General features: G+C 69.4%; 13 protein-coding genes and 1 pseudogene. 9 read left to right on the top strand and 5 right to left on the bottom strand.

What is annotated here, in order from left to right; translation table 11 throughout:
- Positions 1-28 precede the first annotated feature (28 nt).
- From glpK to FNH24_RS14210, 8 genes are all read left to right on the top strand, one after another.
- Positions 29-1546, top strand: a complete 1518-nt coding sequence (gene glpK / locus FNH24_RS14245; protein ID WP_152362856.1) for a glycerol kinase GlpK — start codon at positions 29-31, stop codon at positions 1544-1546.
- On the top strand, positions 1543-2562 hold the full coding sequence (gene glpX, locus FNH24_RS14240; protein ID WP_152362855.1) for a class II fructose-bisphosphatase: 1020 nt from the start codon (positions 1543-1545) through the stop codon (positions 2560-2562). Before glpK ends, glpX begins: the two co-directional genes overlap by 4 nt.
- Before the next feature lie 36 nt (positions 2563-2598).
- Positions 2599-4317 (top strand): glycerol-3-phosphate dehydrogenase/oxidase, encoded by a 1719-nt coding sequence (locus FNH24_RS14235; protein WP_217428224.1) that lies wholly within the window; start codon positions 2599-2601, stop codon positions 4315-4317.
- 83 nt (positions 4318-4400) lie between these two features.
- On the top strand, positions 4401-6161 hold the full coding sequence (locus tag FNH24_RS14230; protein WP_152362853.1) for an AMP-binding protein: 1761 nt from the start codon (positions 4401-4403) through the stop codon (positions 6159-6161).
- Between the two features lie 18 nt (positions 6162-6179).
- On the top strand, positions 6180-7043 hold the full coding sequence (locus FNH24_RS14225) for a CHAD domain-containing protein (RefSeq protein WP_152362852.1): 864 nt from the start codon (positions 6180-6182) through the stop codon (positions 7041-7043).
- A gap of 141 nt (positions 7044-7184) precedes the next feature.
- Positions 7185-9626 (top strand): DNA gyrase/topoisomerase IV subunit A, encoded by a 2442-nt coding sequence (locus FNH24_RS14220; protein ID WP_152362851.1) that lies wholly within the window; start codon positions 7185-7187, stop codon positions 9624-9626.
- 103 nt (positions 9627-9729) lie between these two features.
- Positions 9730-10323, top strand: a complete 594-nt coding sequence (locus FNH24_RS14215; protein WP_152362850.1) for an HdeD family acid-resistance protein — start codon at positions 9730-9732, stop codon at positions 10321-10323.
- Positions 10324-10378: 55 nt separating this feature from the next.
- Positions 10379-10876 carry a beta-class carbonic anhydrase gene (locus FNH24_RS14210; RefSeq protein ID WP_246186892.1) on the top strand — a complete coding sequence of 166 codons (498 nt, stop codon included), beginning with the start codon at positions 10379-10381 and terminating at the stop codon, positions 10874-10876.
- Positions 10877-11145: 269 nt separating this feature from the next.
- On the opposite strand, the gene FNH24_RS14205 is transcribed toward FNH24_RS14210, so the two are convergent.
- Both FNH24_RS14205 and FNH24_RS14200 read right to left on the bottom strand, forming a co-directional pair.
- A complete protein-coding gene (locus tag FNH24_RS14205; protein WP_217428223.1) occupies positions 11146-12312 on the bottom strand; it encodes an integrase core domain-containing protein in 1167 nt (388 codons plus the stop codon).
- Between the two features lie 165 nt (positions 12313-12477).
- The gene (locus FNH24_RS14200; RefSeq protein WP_152362847.1) at positions 12478-14571 is read right to left on the bottom strand and encodes a DNA gyrase/topoisomerase IV subunit B; all 2094 of its coding nucleotides are present in this window, start codon (positions 14569-14571) and stop codon (positions 12478-12480) included.
- 258 nt (positions 14572-14829) lie between these two features.
- On the opposite strand from FNH24_RS14200, the gene FNH24_RS14195 reads away from it, so the two are divergent.
- A complete protein-coding gene (locus FNH24_RS14195; protein WP_152362846.1) occupies positions 14830-15027 on the top strand; it encodes a DUF7455 domain-containing protein in 198 nt (65 codons plus the stop codon).
- Between the two features lie 78 nt (positions 15028-15105).
- Here FNH24_RS14195 and FNH24_RS14190 read toward each other — a convergent pair.
- From FNH24_RS14190 to FNH24_RS14180, 3 genes and pseudogenes are all read right to left on the bottom strand, one after another.
- Positions 15106-16569, bottom strand: a pseudogene (locus FNH24_RS14190) (RNA polymerase sigma factor); the annotation flags it as partial.
- Positions 16570-16807: 238 nt separating this feature from the next.
- Complete coding sequence (locus FNH24_RS14185; RefSeq protein ID WP_152362844.1) at positions 16808-17224, bottom strand: universal stress protein; 417 nt, start codon at positions 17222-17224, stop codon at positions 16808-16810.
- Positions 17221-18702 (bottom strand): glutamate-cysteine ligase family protein, encoded by a 1482-nt coding sequence (locus FNH24_RS14180; RefSeq protein ID WP_152362843.1) that lies wholly within the window; start codon positions 18700-18702, stop codon positions 17221-17223. Before FNH24_RS14180 ends, FNH24_RS14185 begins: the two co-directional genes overlap by 4 nt.
- Positions 18703-18706 lie beyond the last annotated feature (4 nt).

Here is an 18706-nt window from a genome sequence, read left to right as displayed (position 1 = left end):
GAGTTCGACCTGCGTGAGAGGAGAAGTGATGGCCGACTTCATCGCCGCCATCGACCAGGGCACCACTAGCACCCGGTGCATGGTCTTCGACCGCGACGGCCACGAGGCGGGGCGGCACCAGCTCGAGCACGAGCAGCTCCTGCCCCGGGCCGGTTGGGTCGAGCACGACCCGGTGGAGATCTGGCAGCGGACCGGCGAGGTGGTGCAGGGCGCGTTGCGGGCGGCCGGGATCGAGGCGGCCGACGTCGCCGCGCTGGGCCTGACCAACCAGCGCGAGACCACCGTGCTGTGGAATCGGAGCACCGGCCGGCCGGTCCACAACGCGATCGTCTGGCAGGACACCCGGACCGACCGGATCGCGGCGGCGCTGGAGCAGGACGGTCGCGGCGAGACCATCCGGCGCAAGGCCGGCATCCCGCCCGCCACCTACTTCGCCGCCGGCAAGGCCCAGTGGATCCTGGAGAACGTCGACGGCGTGCGGGCGGACGCCGAGGCGGGCGAGGTGCTGTTCGGCACCATCGACACCTGGCTGTTGTGGAATCTCACCGGCGGAACCGACGGCGGTGTCCACGTCACCGACGTCACCAACGCCAGCCGGACCATGCTGATGGACCTGGAGACGCTGGACTGGGACGACGAACTCCTCTCCTTCTTCGACATCCCGCGGAGCATGCTGCCGGCGATCGCCTCGTCCTCGCCCTCGGAGCCGTACGGCAGCACCCGCGCCGACGGCCCGTTCGGCGCCGAGATCGAGATCCGCGGCATCCTCGGTGATCAACAGGCGGCGATGGTCGGCCAGGTCTGCCTGGAGGCGGGTGAGGCCAAGAACACGTACGGCACCGGCAACTTCCTGCTGCTGAACACCGGCGAGGAGCTGGTCCGCTCCGAGAGCGGCCTGCTGTCCACGGTCTGTTATCGGTTCGGCGAGGACAAGCCGGTGTACGCGCTGGAGGGCTCGATCGCCGTCACCGGCTCGGCCGTGCAGTGGCTGCGTGATCAACTCGGCCTGATCTCCTCGGCCGAGGAGAGCGAGACGCTGGCCCGGCAGGTGCCGGACAACGGCGGGGTCTACTTCGTGCCGGCCTTCTCCGGGCTGTTCGCCCCCTACTGGCGCTCCGACGCCCGCGGCGCGATCGTCGGGCTGTCCCGGTTCAACACCCGGGCGCATATCGCGCGGGCGGCGCTGGAGGCGATCTGTTATCAGAGCCGCGACGTGGTCGAAGCGATGGAGGCCGACTCCGGCGTCCACCTCGACGTGCTCAAGGTGGACGGCGGGATCACCGCCAACGAGCTGTGCATGCAGTTGCAGGCCGACATCCTCGGCGTCGAGGTGAGCAAGCCGGTGGTGGCCGAGACCACCGCCCTCGGCGCGGCGTACGCGGCCGGGCTGAGCTCCGGCTTCTGGTCCGGCACCGACGAACTGCGCGAGCAGTGGCGGGAGGACAGGCGCTGGCGGCCCGAGCAGGCCGAGGACGATCGCCAGGCCGGCTACGCCACCTGGAAGAAGGCGGTCGACCGCACCCTGGACTGGGTCGATCTCTCATGATCACGCCGGACCTGACCGACGGCCTGGTGCCGCGGGTGATCATTCCGCCCGACCCCGATCGCAGCCTCGCGCTGGAACTGGTCCGGGCGACCGAGGCGGCGGCGATCGCTTCGGCCCGGTGGATGGGCCGAGACGACGAGCACCGGGTCGACCGGGCCGCCGTGGACGCGATCCGGCCGGTGCTGGACTCGGTCCGGATGAACGGCGTGGTGGTGATCGGCGAGGGCGAGAAGGATGCCTCGCCGCGGCTGCACAGCGGCGAACGGGTCGGCGACGGCACCGGGCCCGAGGTGGACATCGCCGTCGATCCGATCGACGGCAGCATGCTCACGGCCAAGAGCCTTCCCGATGCGATCAGTGCCCTGGCGGTGGCGCCGCGGGGCGCCCTGTTCGACCCGGGACCGGCGGTCTACATGCAGAAACTGGTGGTGCCGGCCGCCGCCGCCGGCCAGGTCGACCTGGACGCGCCGATCGCCGACACCCTGGCCACCGTCGCCGCGGCCCTCGGCCGGGACATCGCCGAGCTCACCGTCGCCGTGCTCGACCGGCCCCGACACGAGAAGTTGATCACCGAGATCCGGCAGGCCGGGGCCCGGATCCGGTTCCTGCTCGACGGCGACGTGGCCGCCGCGATCATGGCGGTCTCCCCCGGCTGCGGGGTCGACCTGCTGGTCGGCACCGGCGGCACGCCGGAGGGTGTTCTCGCCGCCTGCGCGCTGCGCTGCCTCGGCGGCCAGTTGCTCGGCCGGCTGGTGGCCCGCGACGCCAAGGAGAAGAAGGCGCTGCGGAAGGCCGGCCACGACCTCGACGCGATCCTCGACACCGAGACCCTGGTCCGCGGCGGCAACGTGTTCTTCGCCGCCACCGGCGTGACCGACGGCCCGCTGCTCGACGGCGTCCGGTACGACGACAACCGGGTGATCACCCAATCGCTGTCGATGCGATCCCGGTCCGGCACGGTCCGACTGATCGAGGGCCGGCACGACCCGGCCCGCTCCGCCCTGATCAACAATTAGCATGATCAACAACCGATCGGAGTACAGGTGACCTCGGTGACGGCACCGCTCAATCCGGAGACCCGGCGTGAGTCGCTGGCCCGGCTGGCGACCGACGAGTTGGACGTGCTGGTGATCGGTGCCGGAGTGACCGGGGCCGGCACCGCGCTGGACGCGGTCACCCGCGGGCTGCGGGTCGGGCTGGTCGAGGCCCGCGACTTCGCGGCGGGCACGTCGAGCCGCTCCAGCAAGCTCTTCCACGGCGGGCTGCGCTATCTGGAGCAGCTGAACTTCGGGCTGGTGTTCGAGGCCCTGAAGGAGCGGTCGCTGGCGCTGAACCGGCTGGCCCCGCACCTGGCCAAGCCGGTCAAGTTCATCTATCCCTTGCAGAAGAAGGTGGTCGACCGCGGCTACGCCGGGCTCGGCATCGGCGTCTACGACCTGATGGGTGCCGGCCGGGGCGTGCCGCACCATCTGCGGCACCTGTCCCGGCGGAAGACGCTGGAGCTGTTCCCGTCGGCCGACCGGGAGGCGCTGGTCGGCTCGATCTCGTTCTACGAGGGCCAGGTCGACGACGCCCGGCACACGATGATGCTGGCCCGGACGGCCGCGCACTACGGCGCCCTGGTCGCCAGCAGCACCCGGGTGATCGGCTTCCTCCGGGAGGAGGACCGGGTGGCCGGGGTCAAGGTTCGTGATCTTGAGGGCGGCGAGACGTTCGAGATCCGGGCCCGGCAGACGATCAACGCGGCCGGGGTCTGGATCGACGAGATCCAGCAGCTGCTCGGCGGCCGCGGCCAGTTCCAGGTCCGGGCCTCCAAGGGCGTGCATCTGGTCGTGCCGCGGAACCGGATCAACTCGGCCACCGGATTGATCACCCGGACCGAGAAGAGCCTGCTGTTCATCATCCCGTGGGGCGGGCACTGGATCATCGGCACCACCGACACCGACTGGGACCTGGACAAGGCGCACCCGGCGGCCAGCCAGGCCGACATCGACTACCTGCTGGAGCACGCCAACACGCTGCTGGCCGACAAGCTGGTCCGCGACGACGTGGTCGGCGTCTACGCCGGGCTGCGGCCGCTGCTGGCCGGCGAATCGGACTCCACCAGCAAGCTGTCCCGCGAGCATGCGGTGGCGTCCCCGGTGCGCGGATTGATCATGGTCGCCGGCGGCAAGTACACCACCTATCGGATCATGGCCAAGGACGCGGTCGACGCCGCCGTTCATGATCTTGTCCCGCCCGGCAGCAACAGCACGGTGCCCAAGTCCTGCACCGAGAACGTACCGCTGCTCGGCGCCGACGGGTTCGCCGCGCTCTGGAACGGCCGGGCGATCCTGGCTGAGCGGGCCAAGCTGCGCGTCGGCCAACTGGAGCACCTGTTGAACCGGTACGGGTCGCTGGTCGGCGAACTGACCGACCTGATCGAGAAGAATCCCGAGCTGGGCCGGCCGCTGGAGCACGCGCCGGACTATCTCAAGGCCGAGGTGGTCTACGCCGCCTCGCACGAGGGCGCCCTGCACCTGGACGACATCCTGGCCCGGCGGACCCGGATCTCGATCGAGACCTGGGACCGCGGCGACGCGGCCGCCGCCGAGGTGGCCGACCTGGTCGCCCACGTCCTCGGCTGGGACCGCGCCATCATCGACCGCGAAGTTGATCACTACCGCAAGCGGGTCGCCGCCGAACGCGAATCCCAGCACCAGCCCGACGACCTCTCCGCCGACGCCGCCCGCCTCGGCGCCCCCGACGTCCGCCTCGGCGGCACCCCCTGAACACCCCGACTTGTCAGACTCTGACCACGCTATGACGTGGTGAGAGTCTGACAAGTCGGGGTTGGTTCAGTAGCGTCGGGGGTATGGGACGGCAGCCGGTGGGTTTGAGGGCAGCTCGTGACTTTCTGATTCAGCATCGGGAGGACTACGCGACCGCGTACGGCGGGTTCAGTTGGCCGGACCTGCCCGTCTTCAACTTCGCCACCGACTGGTTCGACGGGCTGGCCGAGGAGAACCCGGACGGCACCGCGCTGTGGGTGATCGACGGTGATCGGGAGCGGCGGTTGAGCTTCGCCGAGCTGGCCGATCGCTCGGTCGCGGTGGCCCACCTGCTGGCCGAGCTCGGGCTGCGGCGCGGTGATCGACTGCTGCTGGTGCTGGGCAACGTGGCACCGCTGTGGGAGATCATGCTCGGCGCGATCCGGCTCGGCGCGGTGATCATCCCGGCGGCCCAGCAACTGTCCGCGACCGACCTGGCCGACCGGATCGACCGCGGCGGCGCGCGACTGCTGGTCGCCCAGGCCGCGGACGCCGAGCGACTCGAGGGGCTGAACCCGGAGTTGGGCCGGATCCTGGTCGACGGCCCCGGTCCCGAGGGTGCCGCCGACGGCTGGATCGATTACGCCCGGGCCGAGGAGTCCCGCGGCGCCGACCGGCAGCTGCCCGGCGCCAGCAAGAGCGGCGATCCGCTGCTGCTCTACTTCACCTCCGGCACCACGGCCCAGCCCAAGCTGGTCCAGCACACTCAGCTGTCGTACCCGGTCGGGCATCTGTCGACCATGTTCTGGATCGGCCTCAAGCCGGGCGACGTGCACCTCAACGCCGCCTCGCCCGGCTGGGCCAAGCACGCCTGGAGCAGCCTGTTCGCGCCGTGGCTGGCCGGTGCCACGATCGTTGTCTACAACTACGCCCGGTTCGATCCGGACGATCTGATGCGGGTGCTGGAACGGACCCGGGCCAGCACCCTGTGCGCGCCGCCGACCGTGTGGCGGATGCTGGTCCAGGCCGATCTCGCCTCGGCCCGGCACGAGCTGCGGGAGTGCGTCTCCGCCGGCGAACCACTGAACCCCGAGGTGATCGAGAAGGTCCGGCAGGCCTGGCACCTCACCATCCGCGACGGCTACGGCCAGACCGAGACCACGGCCCAGGTCGGCAACTCCCCCGGCCAGCCGCTGAAGCCGGGATCGATGGGCCGGCCGCTGCCCGGCTACACGATCCGGCTGGTCGACCCGGTCAGCGGCGAGGCGAACGACCGCGAGGGCGAGCTGTGCCTGGAGTTGACCGGCACCGCCCGCAGCGGCTGCGACCGGGATCCAGGGCCGGCGCCGGAACGGCCGCTGCCACTGATGACCGGCTATCAGCACCGGGCCGGCGAATACGACCCTGAGCTGAACGACGGAGCCTTCGCCGGCGGCGTCTATCACACCGGCGACGTGGTCGAGCGGGACGAGGACGGCTACCTCACCTTCATCGGCCGGGCCGACGACGTGTTCAAGGCCAGCGGCTACCGGATCAGCCCGTTCGAGTTGGAGTCGGTGCTGATCGAGCACCCGGCCGTCGTCGAGGCGGCGGTGGTCCCGTCCCCCGATCCGGTCCGGGGCGCCGTCCCGAAGGCGTACGTCAGCCTGGCCGCCGGCCAGCAGCCGGACGCCGACACCGCCCGCTCGATCCTGGCCCACGTGCGCGACCACGCGGCGCCGTACCAGCGGATCCGCAAACTCGAGTTCGCCGAACTGCCGAAGACGATCAGCGGCAAGATCCGTCGGGTCGAGCTGCGCACCGCCGAGGAGCGGCAGTCCGAGCGGCCCGCCGGCGAGTTCCGCGACTCCGACTTCGTCTTCTGAGTCGTCGATACTGTTCGGATGGCCGACCACGACACCGCCGGCTCAGTGCTCACGGGGTATCTCGGGGAGCAGTGCGACCGGGTGATCACGCTGACCACTGCCGGGCTCGCCGATGCCGAGACCGTGCACGACACCCGGATCGCGCTGCGCCGGCTGCGGAGCACGCTGCGCAGCTTCGCCGACCTGTTCGTGACCGAGGAAGCGGCCAAGCTCGACCGGGAGGCGCAGTGGCTCGCCGGCCTGTTGGGCGAGTTGCGTGATCGCGACGTCCTGGCGGACCGGATCGCCGACCACGCCGACCTGGCACCCGAGCTGTCGGCCAAGCAGGTGCGGCCGGTGCTGCGGGAGCTGGCCGACCAGCGCGACGCCGCCCGCCGGACCGCGATCGAGGCGTTGCGCTCCGACCGCTACGCCGACCTGATCGCGGTGATCACCTGGTGGCGCGACCGGCCGCCGCTGACCGCCGAGGCCGATCAGCCCGCCGGTGTGATCGCCGACCGGGTGCGCCGGGCCGGCCGCCAGGAACGCCGCCGGGTCCGCCAGGCGATCAAGACCGGGGCCCACGACGAGGACCTGCACCGGGCCCGGAAGGCGGCGAAACGCCACCGCTACGCGCTCGAGCTCGAGGCCTTGGCCGGAACGGCCAAGGGCGAGCGGTCGAAGAAGAAGCGCCAGAAACGGAAGCGGCGGGCCAAGCGCAGCAGGAAGCTGCAGCGCTTGCTCGGCCGGCATCAGGACGCCGTGGTGGCCGCCCGGTTCCTGGTCTCGGGCCTGACCGCCGACCCCGGCGCCAAGCAGGCCGAGGCCCGCCGGCGGCTGCTCCGCCGGGAACGCGCCATCGCCGAGAAGCTCCGTCCCCGGCTGCGCGCCGACCACGGCTGACCCCGGCCGTTCCCCGGCCCGAGCCGATCACCTGTTCGTATTTGCGTGCCGGTCCCCGGCGCCGACGACCCGACCGGGCAGAATGCACGGTGGATGACTTTCCGCCCCGCCCGCCCAGCAGCAAGGACCTCGAACAGCCCCATGGCCCGCAAGACCACAGCCCCGCCCGACGACGACTTCACCGAACGGATCGTCGACATCGACGTCTCCCGGGAGATGCAGAACAGCTTCCTGGAGTACGCGTACTCGGTGATCTATGCCCGGGCGCTGCCGGACGCGCGGGACGGGCTGAAACCGGTGCAGCGGCGGACTCTGTACGCGATGGACGAGATGCGGGTCCGACCGGATCGGCCGCACGTGAAGTGTGCCCGGGTGGTCGGCGAGGTGATGGGTAAGTACCACCCACACGGCGACACGGCGATCTACGACTCGCTGGTCCGCACCGCCCAACCGTGGAACATGCGGCTGCCGCTGACCGACGGGCACGGCAACTTCGGCTCGCTGGACGCCGGGCCGGCGGCGATGCGTTACACCGAGTGCCGGATGGCGCCGGCGGCGCTGGCCATGACCATCGGGTTGGACGAGGAAACGGTCGACTTCAAGCCCAACTACGACGGCAAGGACGTCGAGCCGTCGGTGTTGCCGGCCGCCTTCCCCAACCTGTTGGTCAACGGGTCCACCGGGATCGCGGTCGGGATGGCGACCAACATCCCGCCGCACAATCTGATCGAGGTGGTGCAGGCGCTGCGGCACCTGATCAAGCACCCGGACGCCGACCTGGACGCGCTGATGCGCTTCATCCCCGGCCCCGATCTGCCGTCCGGTGGCAAGATCATCGGGCTGGACGGGATCCGCGACGCGTACGCGACCGGGAAGGGGCCGTTCCGGATCCGGGCCACCGCCCGGGTGGAGCAGGTGCATCCGCGGCGCAAGGGCATCGTGATCACCGAGTTGCCGTACCTGATCGGCCCGGAGAAGATCATCGAGCAGATCAAGCAGCTGGTCACCAGCAAGCGGCTGCAGGGCATCGCCGACGTGATCGACCTGTCCGACATGGACAATCCGACCCGGCTGGTGATCGAGGTCAAGAACGGATTCAACCCGGACGCGGTGCTGGAGAAGCTGTACAAGCTGACCAAGCTCGAGGACTCGTACTCGATCAACGCCGTGGCGCTGGTCGATGGGCAGCCCCGGACGATGCCGCTGCGGGATCTGCTGACCGTCTATCTGGATCACCGGTTCGACGTCGTCCGGCGCCGCACCCGATATCGGCTGAATGAGGCCAACGACCGGCTGCACCTGGTCCAAGGCCTGTTGACGGCGATCCTCGACATCGACGACGTGATCGCGATCATCCGGGCGGCCGACGACGCGGCGGCGGCGCGAGTCCGGTTGATGGAGGTCTTCGAGCTCTCCGAGATCCAGGCCAACTACATCCTGGACATGCCGCTGCGGCGGCTGACCAAGTTCTCCCGGATCGAGCTGGAGAGCCAACGCGACGAGCTGCAGCAGACCATCACCGAGCTGACCGCCATCCTGGAGAACGAAGATCAACTCCGGAGCCTGGTCGGCAACGAGCTGGCCGAGGTCGCCAAGCAGCACGGCACCCCGCGGCGGACGATCCTGCTGGCCTCCGACGGGGTCGCGGCGACCGCGACCACCGAGCCGCTCGAGGTGGCCGACGACCCGTGCTGGATCCTGCTCTCCTCGGCCGGGCTGCTGGCCCGGACCGATCATGCCGATCCGCTCCCCTGGGCCACGGCGCGGGCCAACCACGACGTGATCACCTCGCGGATCACCACCACGGCCCGCAGCGAGTTCGGCGTGATCACCTCGACCGGCCGGTTGATCAAGCTGAACGCGCTCGACCTGCCCACCGTCCCGACCACCGCCACCGCGCCCAATCTGCAGGGCGGCGTGCCGTTGACCGCCCTGATCACGCTGGCCGACGGCGAGACCGTGCTCGGCCTGACCACGCTGGCCGAGGACTCGCTCGGGCTGGCGCTCGGCACCGCGCGCGGGGTGGTGAAACGGGTCAACCCGGAGGTGCTGGCCAGGGACTCCTGGGAGGTGATCCGGCTCGAGCCGGGCGACCGGGTGATCGGCGCGCTGGAACTGACCAGCAACGAGGTCGAGCTGACCTTCATCACCGCCGACGCACAGTTGCTGCACTTCCCCGCGAGTTCGGTCCGGCCGCAGGGACGGTCCGGCGGCGGCATCGCCGGGGTCAAGCTCGCCCTGGGCGTCAACGCGGTGTACTTCGGCGCCGTGCCGGGCGGCGATGCCGTGGTGGTCACCGTCGCCGGCAGTTCCGGGGCGCTGCCCGGCACCGACGCGGGCACGCTCAAGGTCACCCCGTTCAGCGAGTATCCGGGCAAGGGCCGCGCCACCGGCGGCGTCCGTTGCCATCGGTTCCTGAAGGGTGAGGACGCGCTGCTGTTGGGTTGGGCCGGGCCGGCCCCGGCGATCGCCGCGGCGGCCAGCGGGTCGCCGATCGACCTGCCGGAGGCGGACGGCCGGCGGGACGGCTCCGGCGCTCCGGCCGGCCAGCCGATCATCGCGGTCGCCCCGGCCGGGCGCTGATCCGCCGGCCGGCGGCCTTGCCAGCCGCCGACCGCGGGGATTCAATGACCTGAGAAGGTCCACGACTCCGGGGGACAGAGCGTCGATCCACCAGGAGGCAGCGATGAGCACCGAGTCGATCGAAACCCAGGTCTCCAGCTCACCGCCCCGCCTCGGCGGCTGGGCGATCGTCCTCGGGGCGCTGACCGTGTTGCTCGGCATCCTGGTGCTGGTCTGGCCCGGGCAGACGCTGCTGATCGTGGCCCTGCTGTTCGGCCTGCAACTGCTGTTCGTCGGCGGGTTCCGGGTCATGGTGGCCGTGACCGCGCGGTCCGCACCGGGCTGGTGGCGCTGGGTGATCGGCGTCCTGGGCGGCCTGACCGCGCTGGCCGGGCTGCTGTGCTTCTTCCGGCCCGGCACGTCGCTGCTGGTGATCGCGATCCTGATCGCGGTCGGCTGGCTGGCCGACGGGATCACGTCGATCGTCTCCGGCGTGGTCGACCAGTGGACGCGGACGCACCGGTTCGCCCAGATCGCGCTCGGCGTGATCAGTGTCGCGGCCGCCGTCGTCGTGCTGATCTGGCCGGGCAGCAGCCTGCTGCTGATGGCCGCGGTCGGCGGCATCATCCTGATCGTGCTCGGCGTCGCCATCCTCGCCGTCGCGCTGTTGGTGCGATTCGCCGCGAACCGAGCCCGGACCGATGAATCGGCCGGCTGAATCCAGCCACCGGTCCCCCGCCGGATCCGTCCGGTCCGGGCCGTACAGTGCAGCTGTGGACCATCGCTTCGACGACCTGCTCCGGGCCAACGCCGAGTTCCAACGCCAGTTCGCCGACGGCGGCTTCGACGGCATCGCGCAGGCCGGCGTGCTGATGATCACCTGCATGGATTCCCGGATCATCCCGCTGCAGATGATCGGGCTGCGGATCGGCGACGCCAAGATCCTGCGCACCCCCGGCGCCCACCTGACCGCGGACGCCCTGATCGGCGTCATCGTCGGCGTGCACCAGCTCCAGGTCCGCCGGATCCTGATCGTCCCGCACACCCGCTGCGCCATGGCCAGCGGCACCGACGCCGACATCGCCGCCAAGATCAAGGCCGACTCCGGCGTGGACGTCGGCGACCTCAAGATCGGCGCCACCCCGGATCAGGAGGGCAAGCTGATCGAGGACGTCAACCAGCTCCGCGACCATCCCCTGATCACCGGCCGCGCCGACGTCGGCGGCTTCCTCTACGACGTGGACACCGGCGCCCTCAAACAACTCCTCTAACCCGGAGTTGTCAGAACTAGAGCACGCTATAGCGTTCCCTAGTTCTGACAACTCGGGGGTGAGCCCCTCCCCAGTCCCGGGTGTGCTGTCTCGGTAGATGTGAGACACAGGTGTCTAGGTTGTTGTGAGACACGGTAGGGCCCACCGGGATGCTCTGGCGCTCAGGGGGTATCGGTTGACGTCGGGGTCGCCACCCAGCCCTGTCCTCGCCGGGGCGAGGACAGGTTGATGATGGTGTTCTCCATCGGGTTTGCCGTTCGGTGAAGGGGTTAGGCTGCGGCGGGGATGATCTTGACTTGGCCGTGGTGGGTGAGGTGTTGGTGTCCCAGGGGTTGCCCGGTGGCTGCGTAGATGGTGGCGTGGGTGCCGTCGATGAGAGCGGTGACGATTTCACCGGCTCGGCCGCGGCCGATGCTGATCTTGGTGATCCCGATCGTGATGCGGCCGTTCTCGCTGATCTTGAGGACACGGACGTCGGCGTCTTGTTGAACGGGAAGCCGGCCGGGGCCGCCGTGGTCGCATAAGTCGAGCCAGGTCTGCCATGGTGGCTGGTTCCAGGCGCTGTGGCGGCGTTGGGTGTTGTAGTAGAGCTGGTAGCGGTCACACAGGGCTTGCAGCTCGGCCTGGGTGGCCGGCAGGGGCTGGTCGGCGAGCCAGTCTTTGAAGGTGCGGTGGTGGCGTTCGACCTTGCCACAGGTCTGTGGATGGTAAGGACTGGAATGGATCAGTCGGGCACCCGCCTCGGTCACGGTCCGGGTGAAGCGAGAGATGCCGCCGCGGCGATGCCGCTGGGTGAACGCGGAACCGTTATCGGACAACACCAACCCGGGCACGCCGTAGTCGCTGAACGCTCGCCCGATCGCTACGACCGCGCCGGCCGCGGTCTCGGCATCAGTGACATGGCTGGCGACCAGCAGCCGGGAGCAGTCGTCAAGGACCTCAAACACTGTCGCTTCTCGATCGCCGGCTAGATGCACGATCGTGGCGTCGATCTGGTAGCAGTCCCGGGGACGTGCGTAGACGAACCGGCGAAACGACGATTTCGGCCGTTTCTGGGGCTGCGGCTCGATCAGCTCGTTCCGGGTCAGGATTGTGTTGATCGTGGCCCGTGACGGCACCCGCCAACCCCGCGCGGCCCAGTCCAGCTCGGCGGCAACCCGGCCCAGTTCGTAACCGATCATCTCCGCCCCGGCCGTCGGATCAGCCCTACGAAGCCGGACCACCTCGGCCTCGACCTCGGCCGGGGTCTGATGCGGACACGAGTCCGGTCGCCGTGACCTGGCCGTCCAGCGACCCTCCACCTCGATCCGCTTCTTATGCCGATAGGCCGTCGCACGAGGAATCTTGTTGATCTTGCACCACCGCTGGAAATCACCGCCGAACACGTCAGCGTCGCTGGTCAGGGCCGCAATCAACGCAGCGTCCAGAAGCTTCATCCGAGCATCCGATCTCGCCATGGATCAAATCCACGACGCAGTCAGGTGCCCACACTCCGAAGCCCAGCGGCGTGTCTCACATCTGGCTAGACATCCCGTGTCTCAGATGTCCCCAGACTGGACATCCCCAGTCCCGGGCGGGATGCTCCCCACTAAAGCTTGTGATCAGGCGTCGATAGTGGCTGCGTCCAGAGCGTAGGCCCCGTCGATGATGAACTCCTTGCGCGGCGCCACGTCGTTGCCCATCAGCATCTCGAAGGTCGTCTCGGCCAGGATGGCGTCGTCCACGGTGATCCGGCGCAGGGTCCGGTGCCGCGGGCTCATCGTCGTCTCGGACAGCTGGCTGGCGTCCATCTCCCCCAGGCCCTTGTAGCGCTGCGGCTCGCCGAACCGGATGCCCTTCTTGGTCAGCTCGGCGGCCTTGCGCTGATATTCCGCGTCGGAGTACGTGTAGATGTACTTCTCCTGGCCCTTCTTCGGATTGCTCAGCTCGAACCGGTGCAACGGCGGGACCGCGGTGTAGACCCGGCCCGCGTCGATCATCGGCCGCATGTAGCGGAAGAACAGGGTGGCCAGCAGGCAGCGGATGTGAGCGCCGTCGGCGTCCGCGTCGGCCATGAAGATGATCTTGCCGTAGCGAGCCGCCTCGGGGTCGAAGTTGCGGCCGGAGCCGGCGCCGACCACCTGGATGATCGAGGCGCACTCGGTGTTCTTCAGCATGTCGCCGACCGAGGCCTTCTGCACGTTGAGGATCTTGCCCCGGATCGGCAGCAGCGCCTGGGTGTCGCCGTTCCGGGCCCGCTGCGCCGTGCCCAGCGCGGAATCACCCTCGACGATGAACAGCTCGGTCCCGTCGACGTCGTTGCTGCGGCAGTCCTTCAGCTTCGGCGGCAGCGTCGAGGACTCCAGCGCGTTCTTCCGCCGCTGCGCCTCCCGGTGCTGCCGTGCCGCGACCCGGGACCGGGACGACGAGACAACCTTCTCCAGCACCGCCCGCGACTGCGCCTTGGCCTCCCGCTTGGTCGAGGTGAGGAACTCCTTCAGCTCGGCGGCGACCGTCTTGGCGGCCAGCGCGGTGACCGGCGGGGTGCCCAGCACCTCCTTGGTCTGGCCCTCGAACTGCGGCTCGGCCAGCCGCACCGTGACGACCGCGGTCATCCCCTCCAGCACGTCGTCCTTGACGATCTCGTCGCCGTTCTTCAGCAGCCGGGTGCCGCGCAGCACCTCGCTGAAGGTCTTGGTCAGCGCCCGCTCGAAGCCGGCCACGTGAGTGCCGCCCTTGGGCGTGTGGATGATGTTGACGTACGACTGCAAGACCGTCGAGTAGCCCTCGCCCCAGCGGACGGCGACGTCGATGTCGAGGTCTCGTTCGACATCGGTCGGGGTCATCGCACCGTCGTCGTCGAGCATCGGCACGGTCTCGGTGAACCGGCTCTGCCCCTGCAACCGGACCACGTCGGTGATCGCCCGGTCCGGCGCCAGGAACTCGCAGAACTCGGTGATCCCGCCGTCGTGCTTGAACTTTTCCACCGCGGCCTCGCCACTGCGGGCGTCGGTGACGGTGAGCGACAGGCCGGGCACCAGGAAGCTGGTCTGCCGGGCCCGCGCGTGCAGGTCGTCGATCGACAGTTGCGCGTCCTTGAGGAAGATCGTCCGATCCGGCCAGTACGTCACCCGGGTGCCGGTGGCCCCCCGCTTCGCCTTGCCGATCTTCGTCAGTCCGCCGCCGGGCGTGAACTTCGCGTCCGGGCCCGGCCCGTCGAAGCTGCCCGGCACCCCGCGCCGGAAGGACATCCCCCAGACCGCCGAGCTGCGATCGACCTCGACGTCGAGCCGGCTGGACAGCGCGTTGACCACCGAGGAGCCGACGCCGTGCAGGCCACCGGTCGCGTTGTACGAGCCGCCGCCGAACTTGCCACCGGCGTGCAGCTTGGTGAACACCACCTCGACCCCGGACAAACCGGTCCGCGGCTCGATGTCGACCGGGATGCCGGCCCCGCGATCGGCGACGAACACACTGCCGTCGGCGCCCAATGTGACCGAGATCTCGGTCCCGGATCCGGCCAGGGCCTCGTCGACGGAGTTGTCGATGATCTCCCAGACGCAGTGCATCAGCCCGCGGGTATCGGTCGAACCGATGTACATCGCGGGCCGCTTCCGGACCGCCTCCAGACCCTCCAGCACCAGCAGGTGTCGGGCCTCGTAATCACGGCTTTCCGTTGCAGACTTGGCGGAAGTGGGCTTTGCGGCTGCTGACACGTGGTGAGCTTACCGGCGCCCACCGACGGTTCCCGGGAGGCGCCAGCGGAGTCCCCCGATCCGGCCCCGGCGAGGGGTTCCTGCGCGTCGCTTAGGCCGATCCTGAGGGGATCGTTACTCGACTTTCACGATCATGAGACGAAATGGGGAACATTCCACCCCCGGAAGGATGTTCACTAGATATCGACGCCCGTACTGGTCGACTCGGGATGGCCTGCCACCTGGGGGAACCGGATTTGTTGAGAAAGAGAGGCCATCGTGACCACTTCCGTGATCGAGGACCAAGCCCTCAACGCTGCAGACCGCTGCGACCGCTGCGGCGCCCAGGCCTACGTCCGTGTGACCATGGCAGGAGGCTTTGACCTCCTGTTCTGCAATCACCACAGCAAGGAGCACGCGGACAAGCTGAAGCAGGTCGCCTTGCAGATCCACGACGAGTCGGAGCGCCTCACGTAAGCGGCCGGCGACAGACCCCACGACGGCGAACGGCCCCCGATCCTCAGATCGGGGGCCGTTCCGTCTGATCCGGTCGGATCAGTCGAGATAGTCGCGGAGCACCTGGGACCGGGACGGGTGCCGCAGCTTGCTCATCGTCTTGGACTCGATCTGCCGGATCCGCTCCCGGGTCACCCCGTAGACCTTGCCGATCTCGTCCAGCGTCTTCGGCTGGCCGTCGGTCAGGCCGAAGCGCATCGACACCACGCCGGCCTCCCGCTCGCTCAGCGTGTCCAGCACGTCGTGCAACTGCTCCTGCAGCAGGGTGAAGCTGACCGCGTCGGCCGGGACGACCGCCTCGGAGTCCTCGATCAGGTCACCGAACTCGGAGTCGCCGTCCTCGCCCAGCGGAGTGTGCAGGGAGATCGGCTCGCGGCCGTACTTCTGGACCTCGACGACCTTCTCCGGCGTCATGTCCAGCTCGGCGGCCAACTCTTCCGGGGTGGGCTCGCGGCCGAGGTCCTGCAGCATCTGCCGCTGCACCCGGGCCAGCTTGTTGATCACTTCCACCATGTGGACCGGGATCCGGATGGTCCGGGCCTGGTCGGCCATGGCGCGGGTGATCGCCTGCCGGATCCACCAGGTGGCGTACGTGGAGAACTTGTAGCCCTTGGTGTAGTCGAACTTCTCGACGGCCCGGATCAGGCCGAGGTTGCCTTCCTGGATCAGGTCCAGGAACAGCATGCCGCGGCCGGTGTACCGCTTGGCCAGCGAGACGACCAGCCGCAGGTTGGCCTCGAGCAGGTGGTTCTTGGCGCGGCGGCCGTCCTCGCCGATCCACTCCATGTCGTCCCGCTGCGCCGGCTTGACCTTGGCCGCGGTGTCGTTGATCTTCTCGTCGGCGAACAGGCCGGCCTCGATCCGCTTCGCGAGCTCGACCTCCTGCTCGGCGTTCAGCAGCGCGACCTTGCCGATCTGCTTCAGGTAGTCCTTGACCGGGTCCGCGGTGGCCCCGGCCGTGACGACCTGCTGCTCCGGCTCGTCCGCGTCGTCGGCGTCGGAGAGGCTGAAGCCCTGGTCCTCGGTCAGTTCCTTCTCCAGGGTCGCCTCCTTACGCGGCTCGAAGGTGGACTCGTCGACCTGGTCCAGGGCCCGGCGCTTGTCGTCGACCGTGAGCTTCTTGCCCACCGTCAACACGACGTCGTCGCCGTCGACCTCGACCAGCAGGTCGGCCGCGAGCTCCTCCTCGGAGACCTCGGAGTCGTCATCGTCGTCGTCCGAATTCTTGGCCGACCCCTTCTTGGCGGTGGTCTTCGCCGGTGCCTTCTTCGCCGCCTTCTTGGCAGCGGAACTGGCGTCGGAATCGTCGTCCGGCTCGTCGGAGACGGCCTTCAGCTTCGCCTTCTTGGCTGCGGCCTTCTTCGCCGGCGGCCGACCGGGGCCCCGCTTGGCGGGCTCCTCGGCCTTGGCCACCGCAGCGGAGACCTGACTCGCCCGTGACGTCCCGGCAGCGGCGACGCTGGGGGACGACTGAAGGGGAGCTTCGGCGGTGCTGGATTCGGACGGGATTCCCAAGGACCCTGCGTTGGGAGACACAGCGTTGGGAGTTGAAGAGGATGACACTAAGAACCTCTCGGGCGTACCGGATCGTATCTAGGGCAGGCGCGGCCCGTCGGAAGTCAAGAGCCGTTCCTGAACGTATTCTTACACGCTCACCCAAAAACGCTGAATCGCCCACGGCGGTGATCACGATCGCGGGCGCGTGATCATGCCCCGAAGTCGATCACCGCGCGGACCGGGCTCAGCTGTCGCGGCCGATGGGCTCGGCCTTCACCGCCAGCACCGGGCAGGACGCATCCAGCAGCACCCGCTGGGCGTTGCTGCCGAGCAACAGTTTGCCGACCGGAGAGCGGCGGCGCAGCCCGATCACGATGAAGTCGGCCTTCGACGACTCGGCGGCGCTGATCACCTCGTCCGCCGGGTCGAGCTCGTCCGGAGCCTGCCGGATCTCGTACGGCAGCGCGGCCGCGTCCAACTCCTCGGTGAGCGTCGCGAGCTCTTCCGCCGGCGAGGTGTGCACGACGATCAGCCGCGCGTCCCGCCGTCGGGCCTCGACGATCGCGGTCCGCAGGGCGGCCATCCCCTCGGGCTTCGCCGAATAGCCGACCACGATCGTCGACGCCGCAGCGTCCCCCGCCTGAGCTTCGGTGTCGTTCATCCGCTCACTGCCTCCCAGGTGTGGACCGGTTCGTTGCTGTGCATCAGTTCGAGGTATCGGGCGAGCATCGTGCGCAGGGCCGTTTCCCGATCGCTACCGGACGCTTCCAGCCCGGCCACCTCCGCAGTCTGCCACGTCGCGCCATTGGCCGCACGGACGCACCGCCGCTCGATCACCTGGAGCAGCCGATCGGTCTCGTCGTCGTTCACCCGCCACAGCCGCAACCCCTCCTCGGCCAGCGGCAGCAGCTTGCGCAGCACCAGTTCGACCACCGAGACCCGGCCGATGCCGGGCCAGTAGACCTCGGCCTCGATCCCTCCCCGCACCCCGGCGGCGAAGTTCTCCCGCGCCGCCTGGAACGACATCGCCGACCAGACCGGCCGGTCGGCGTCGGCCAGGGCCCGGACCAGGCCCGCGAAGAAGGCGGCGTTGGCCATGGTGTCCAGCACGGTCGGGCCGGCCGGCAGCACCCGGTTCTCCACCCGCAGGTGCGGCACTCCGCCGGCGATGTCGTACACCGGGCGGTTCCAGCGATAGACGGTGCCGTTGTGCAGCCTGAGCTCCTCCAGCTTCGGCACTCCCCCGGCCGCCAGCACCTCGGCCGCGTCCTCGTCGCTGCAGATCGGCAGCAGCGCCGGGAAATAGCGGGTGTTCTCCTCGAACAGGTCGAAGATCGAGGTGATCCAGCGCTCGCCGAACCAGACCCGGGGCCGGACGCCCTGGGCCTTGAGCTCGTCGCTGCGGGTGTCGGTGCTCTGTTCGAACAGCGGGATCCGCGACTCGGCCACCAGCCGGCGGCCGAACAGGAACGGAGAGTTCGCACCGACCGCGACCTGGATCCCGGCGATCGCCTGGGCCGCGTTCCAGTACGCGGCGAAGTCCTCCGGGCTGACCTGCAGGTGCACCTGGGTCGAGGTGCACGCGGCCTCCGGCATGATCGTGTCGGAATACATCCGGAGCCGTTCCGCCCCGTCGATGTCGATCTCCATGTCCTCGCCCCGGGCCGCGAGGATCTCCTCCTCCAGCAGCGAATAGCGCGGGTTCTCGCTCAGGTTCTCCCGGGTCGCGTGCTCCGGCCGCAGCGTCGGCAGGATGCCGATCATCGCCAGCCCCATGCCGGCCGCGTTCGCCTCCGACTGGGCGTGGTTCAGGGCGGCCCGGACCGAGTCCTCGAACGAGGTCAGCCCGCGCCCGGTCAGCTGCCGCGGCGGCACGTTGATCTCGATGTTGAACCGGCCCAGCTCGGTCTGGAACTGTTCGTCGGCGATCGCCGCCAGCGCGTCGGCGTTGCGCATCGCCGGGTCCAGCTCGCCGTCGACCAGGTTGAGCTCGATCTCCAGCCCGGCCATCGGCTGGTCTGCCTCGAACCGAGCCTCGGTCAGCATCCGGGCCAGCACGTCGAGCCCGGTCCGCACCCGGGTGCGATACCGGGTCCGGTCCGCGCGGGTGAACTCGCGCCGCTCGACCTCCTCGCCCATGGCT

Source organism: Microlunatus speluncae (assembly GCF_009299835.1).
In the GTDB taxonomy this organism is placed as follows: Bacteria; Actinomycetota; Actinomycetes; order Propionibacteriales; family Propionibacteriaceae; genus Microlunatus; species Microlunatus speluncae.
Note: the sequence above shows the minus strand (reverse complement) of the source record. Positions and strands in the feature narration are given on the sequence as shown.

Coding starts and splice junctions, on each gene's coding strand:
- glpK (WP_152362856.1), top strand. CDS start 29: ATGGCCGACTTCATCGCCGCCATCGACCAGGGCACCACTAGCACCCGG.
- glpX (WP_152362855.1), top strand. CDS start 1,543: ATGATCACGCCGGACCTGACCGACGGCCTGGTGCCGCGGGTGATCATT.
- FNH24_RS14230 (WP_152362853.1), top strand. CDS start 4,401: ATGGGACGGCAGCCGGTGGGTTTGAGGGCAGCTCGTGACTTTCTGATT.
- FNH24_RS14225 (WP_152362852.1), top strand. CDS start 6,180: ATGGCCGACCACGACACCGCCGGCTCAGTGCTCACGGGGTATCTCGGG.
- FNH24_RS14220 (WP_152362851.1), top strand. CDS start 7,185: ATGGCCCGCAAGACCACAGCCCCGCCCGACGACGACTTCACCGAACGG.
- FNH24_RS14215 (WP_152362850.1), top strand. CDS start 9,730: ATGAGCACCGAGTCGATCGAAACCCAGGTCTCCAGCTCACCGCCCCGC.
- FNH24_RS14205 (WP_217428223.1), bottom strand. CDS start 12,312: ATGAAGCTTCTGGACGCTGCGTTGATTGCGGCCCTGACCAGCGACGCT.
- FNH24_RS14185 (WP_152362844.1), bottom strand. CDS start 17,224: ATGAACGACACCGAAGCTCAGGCGGGGGACGCTGCGGCGTCGACGATC.
- FNH24_RS14180 (WP_152362843.1), bottom strand. CDS start 18,702: ATGGGCGAGGAGGTCGAGCGGCGCGAGTTCACCCGCGCGGACCGGACC.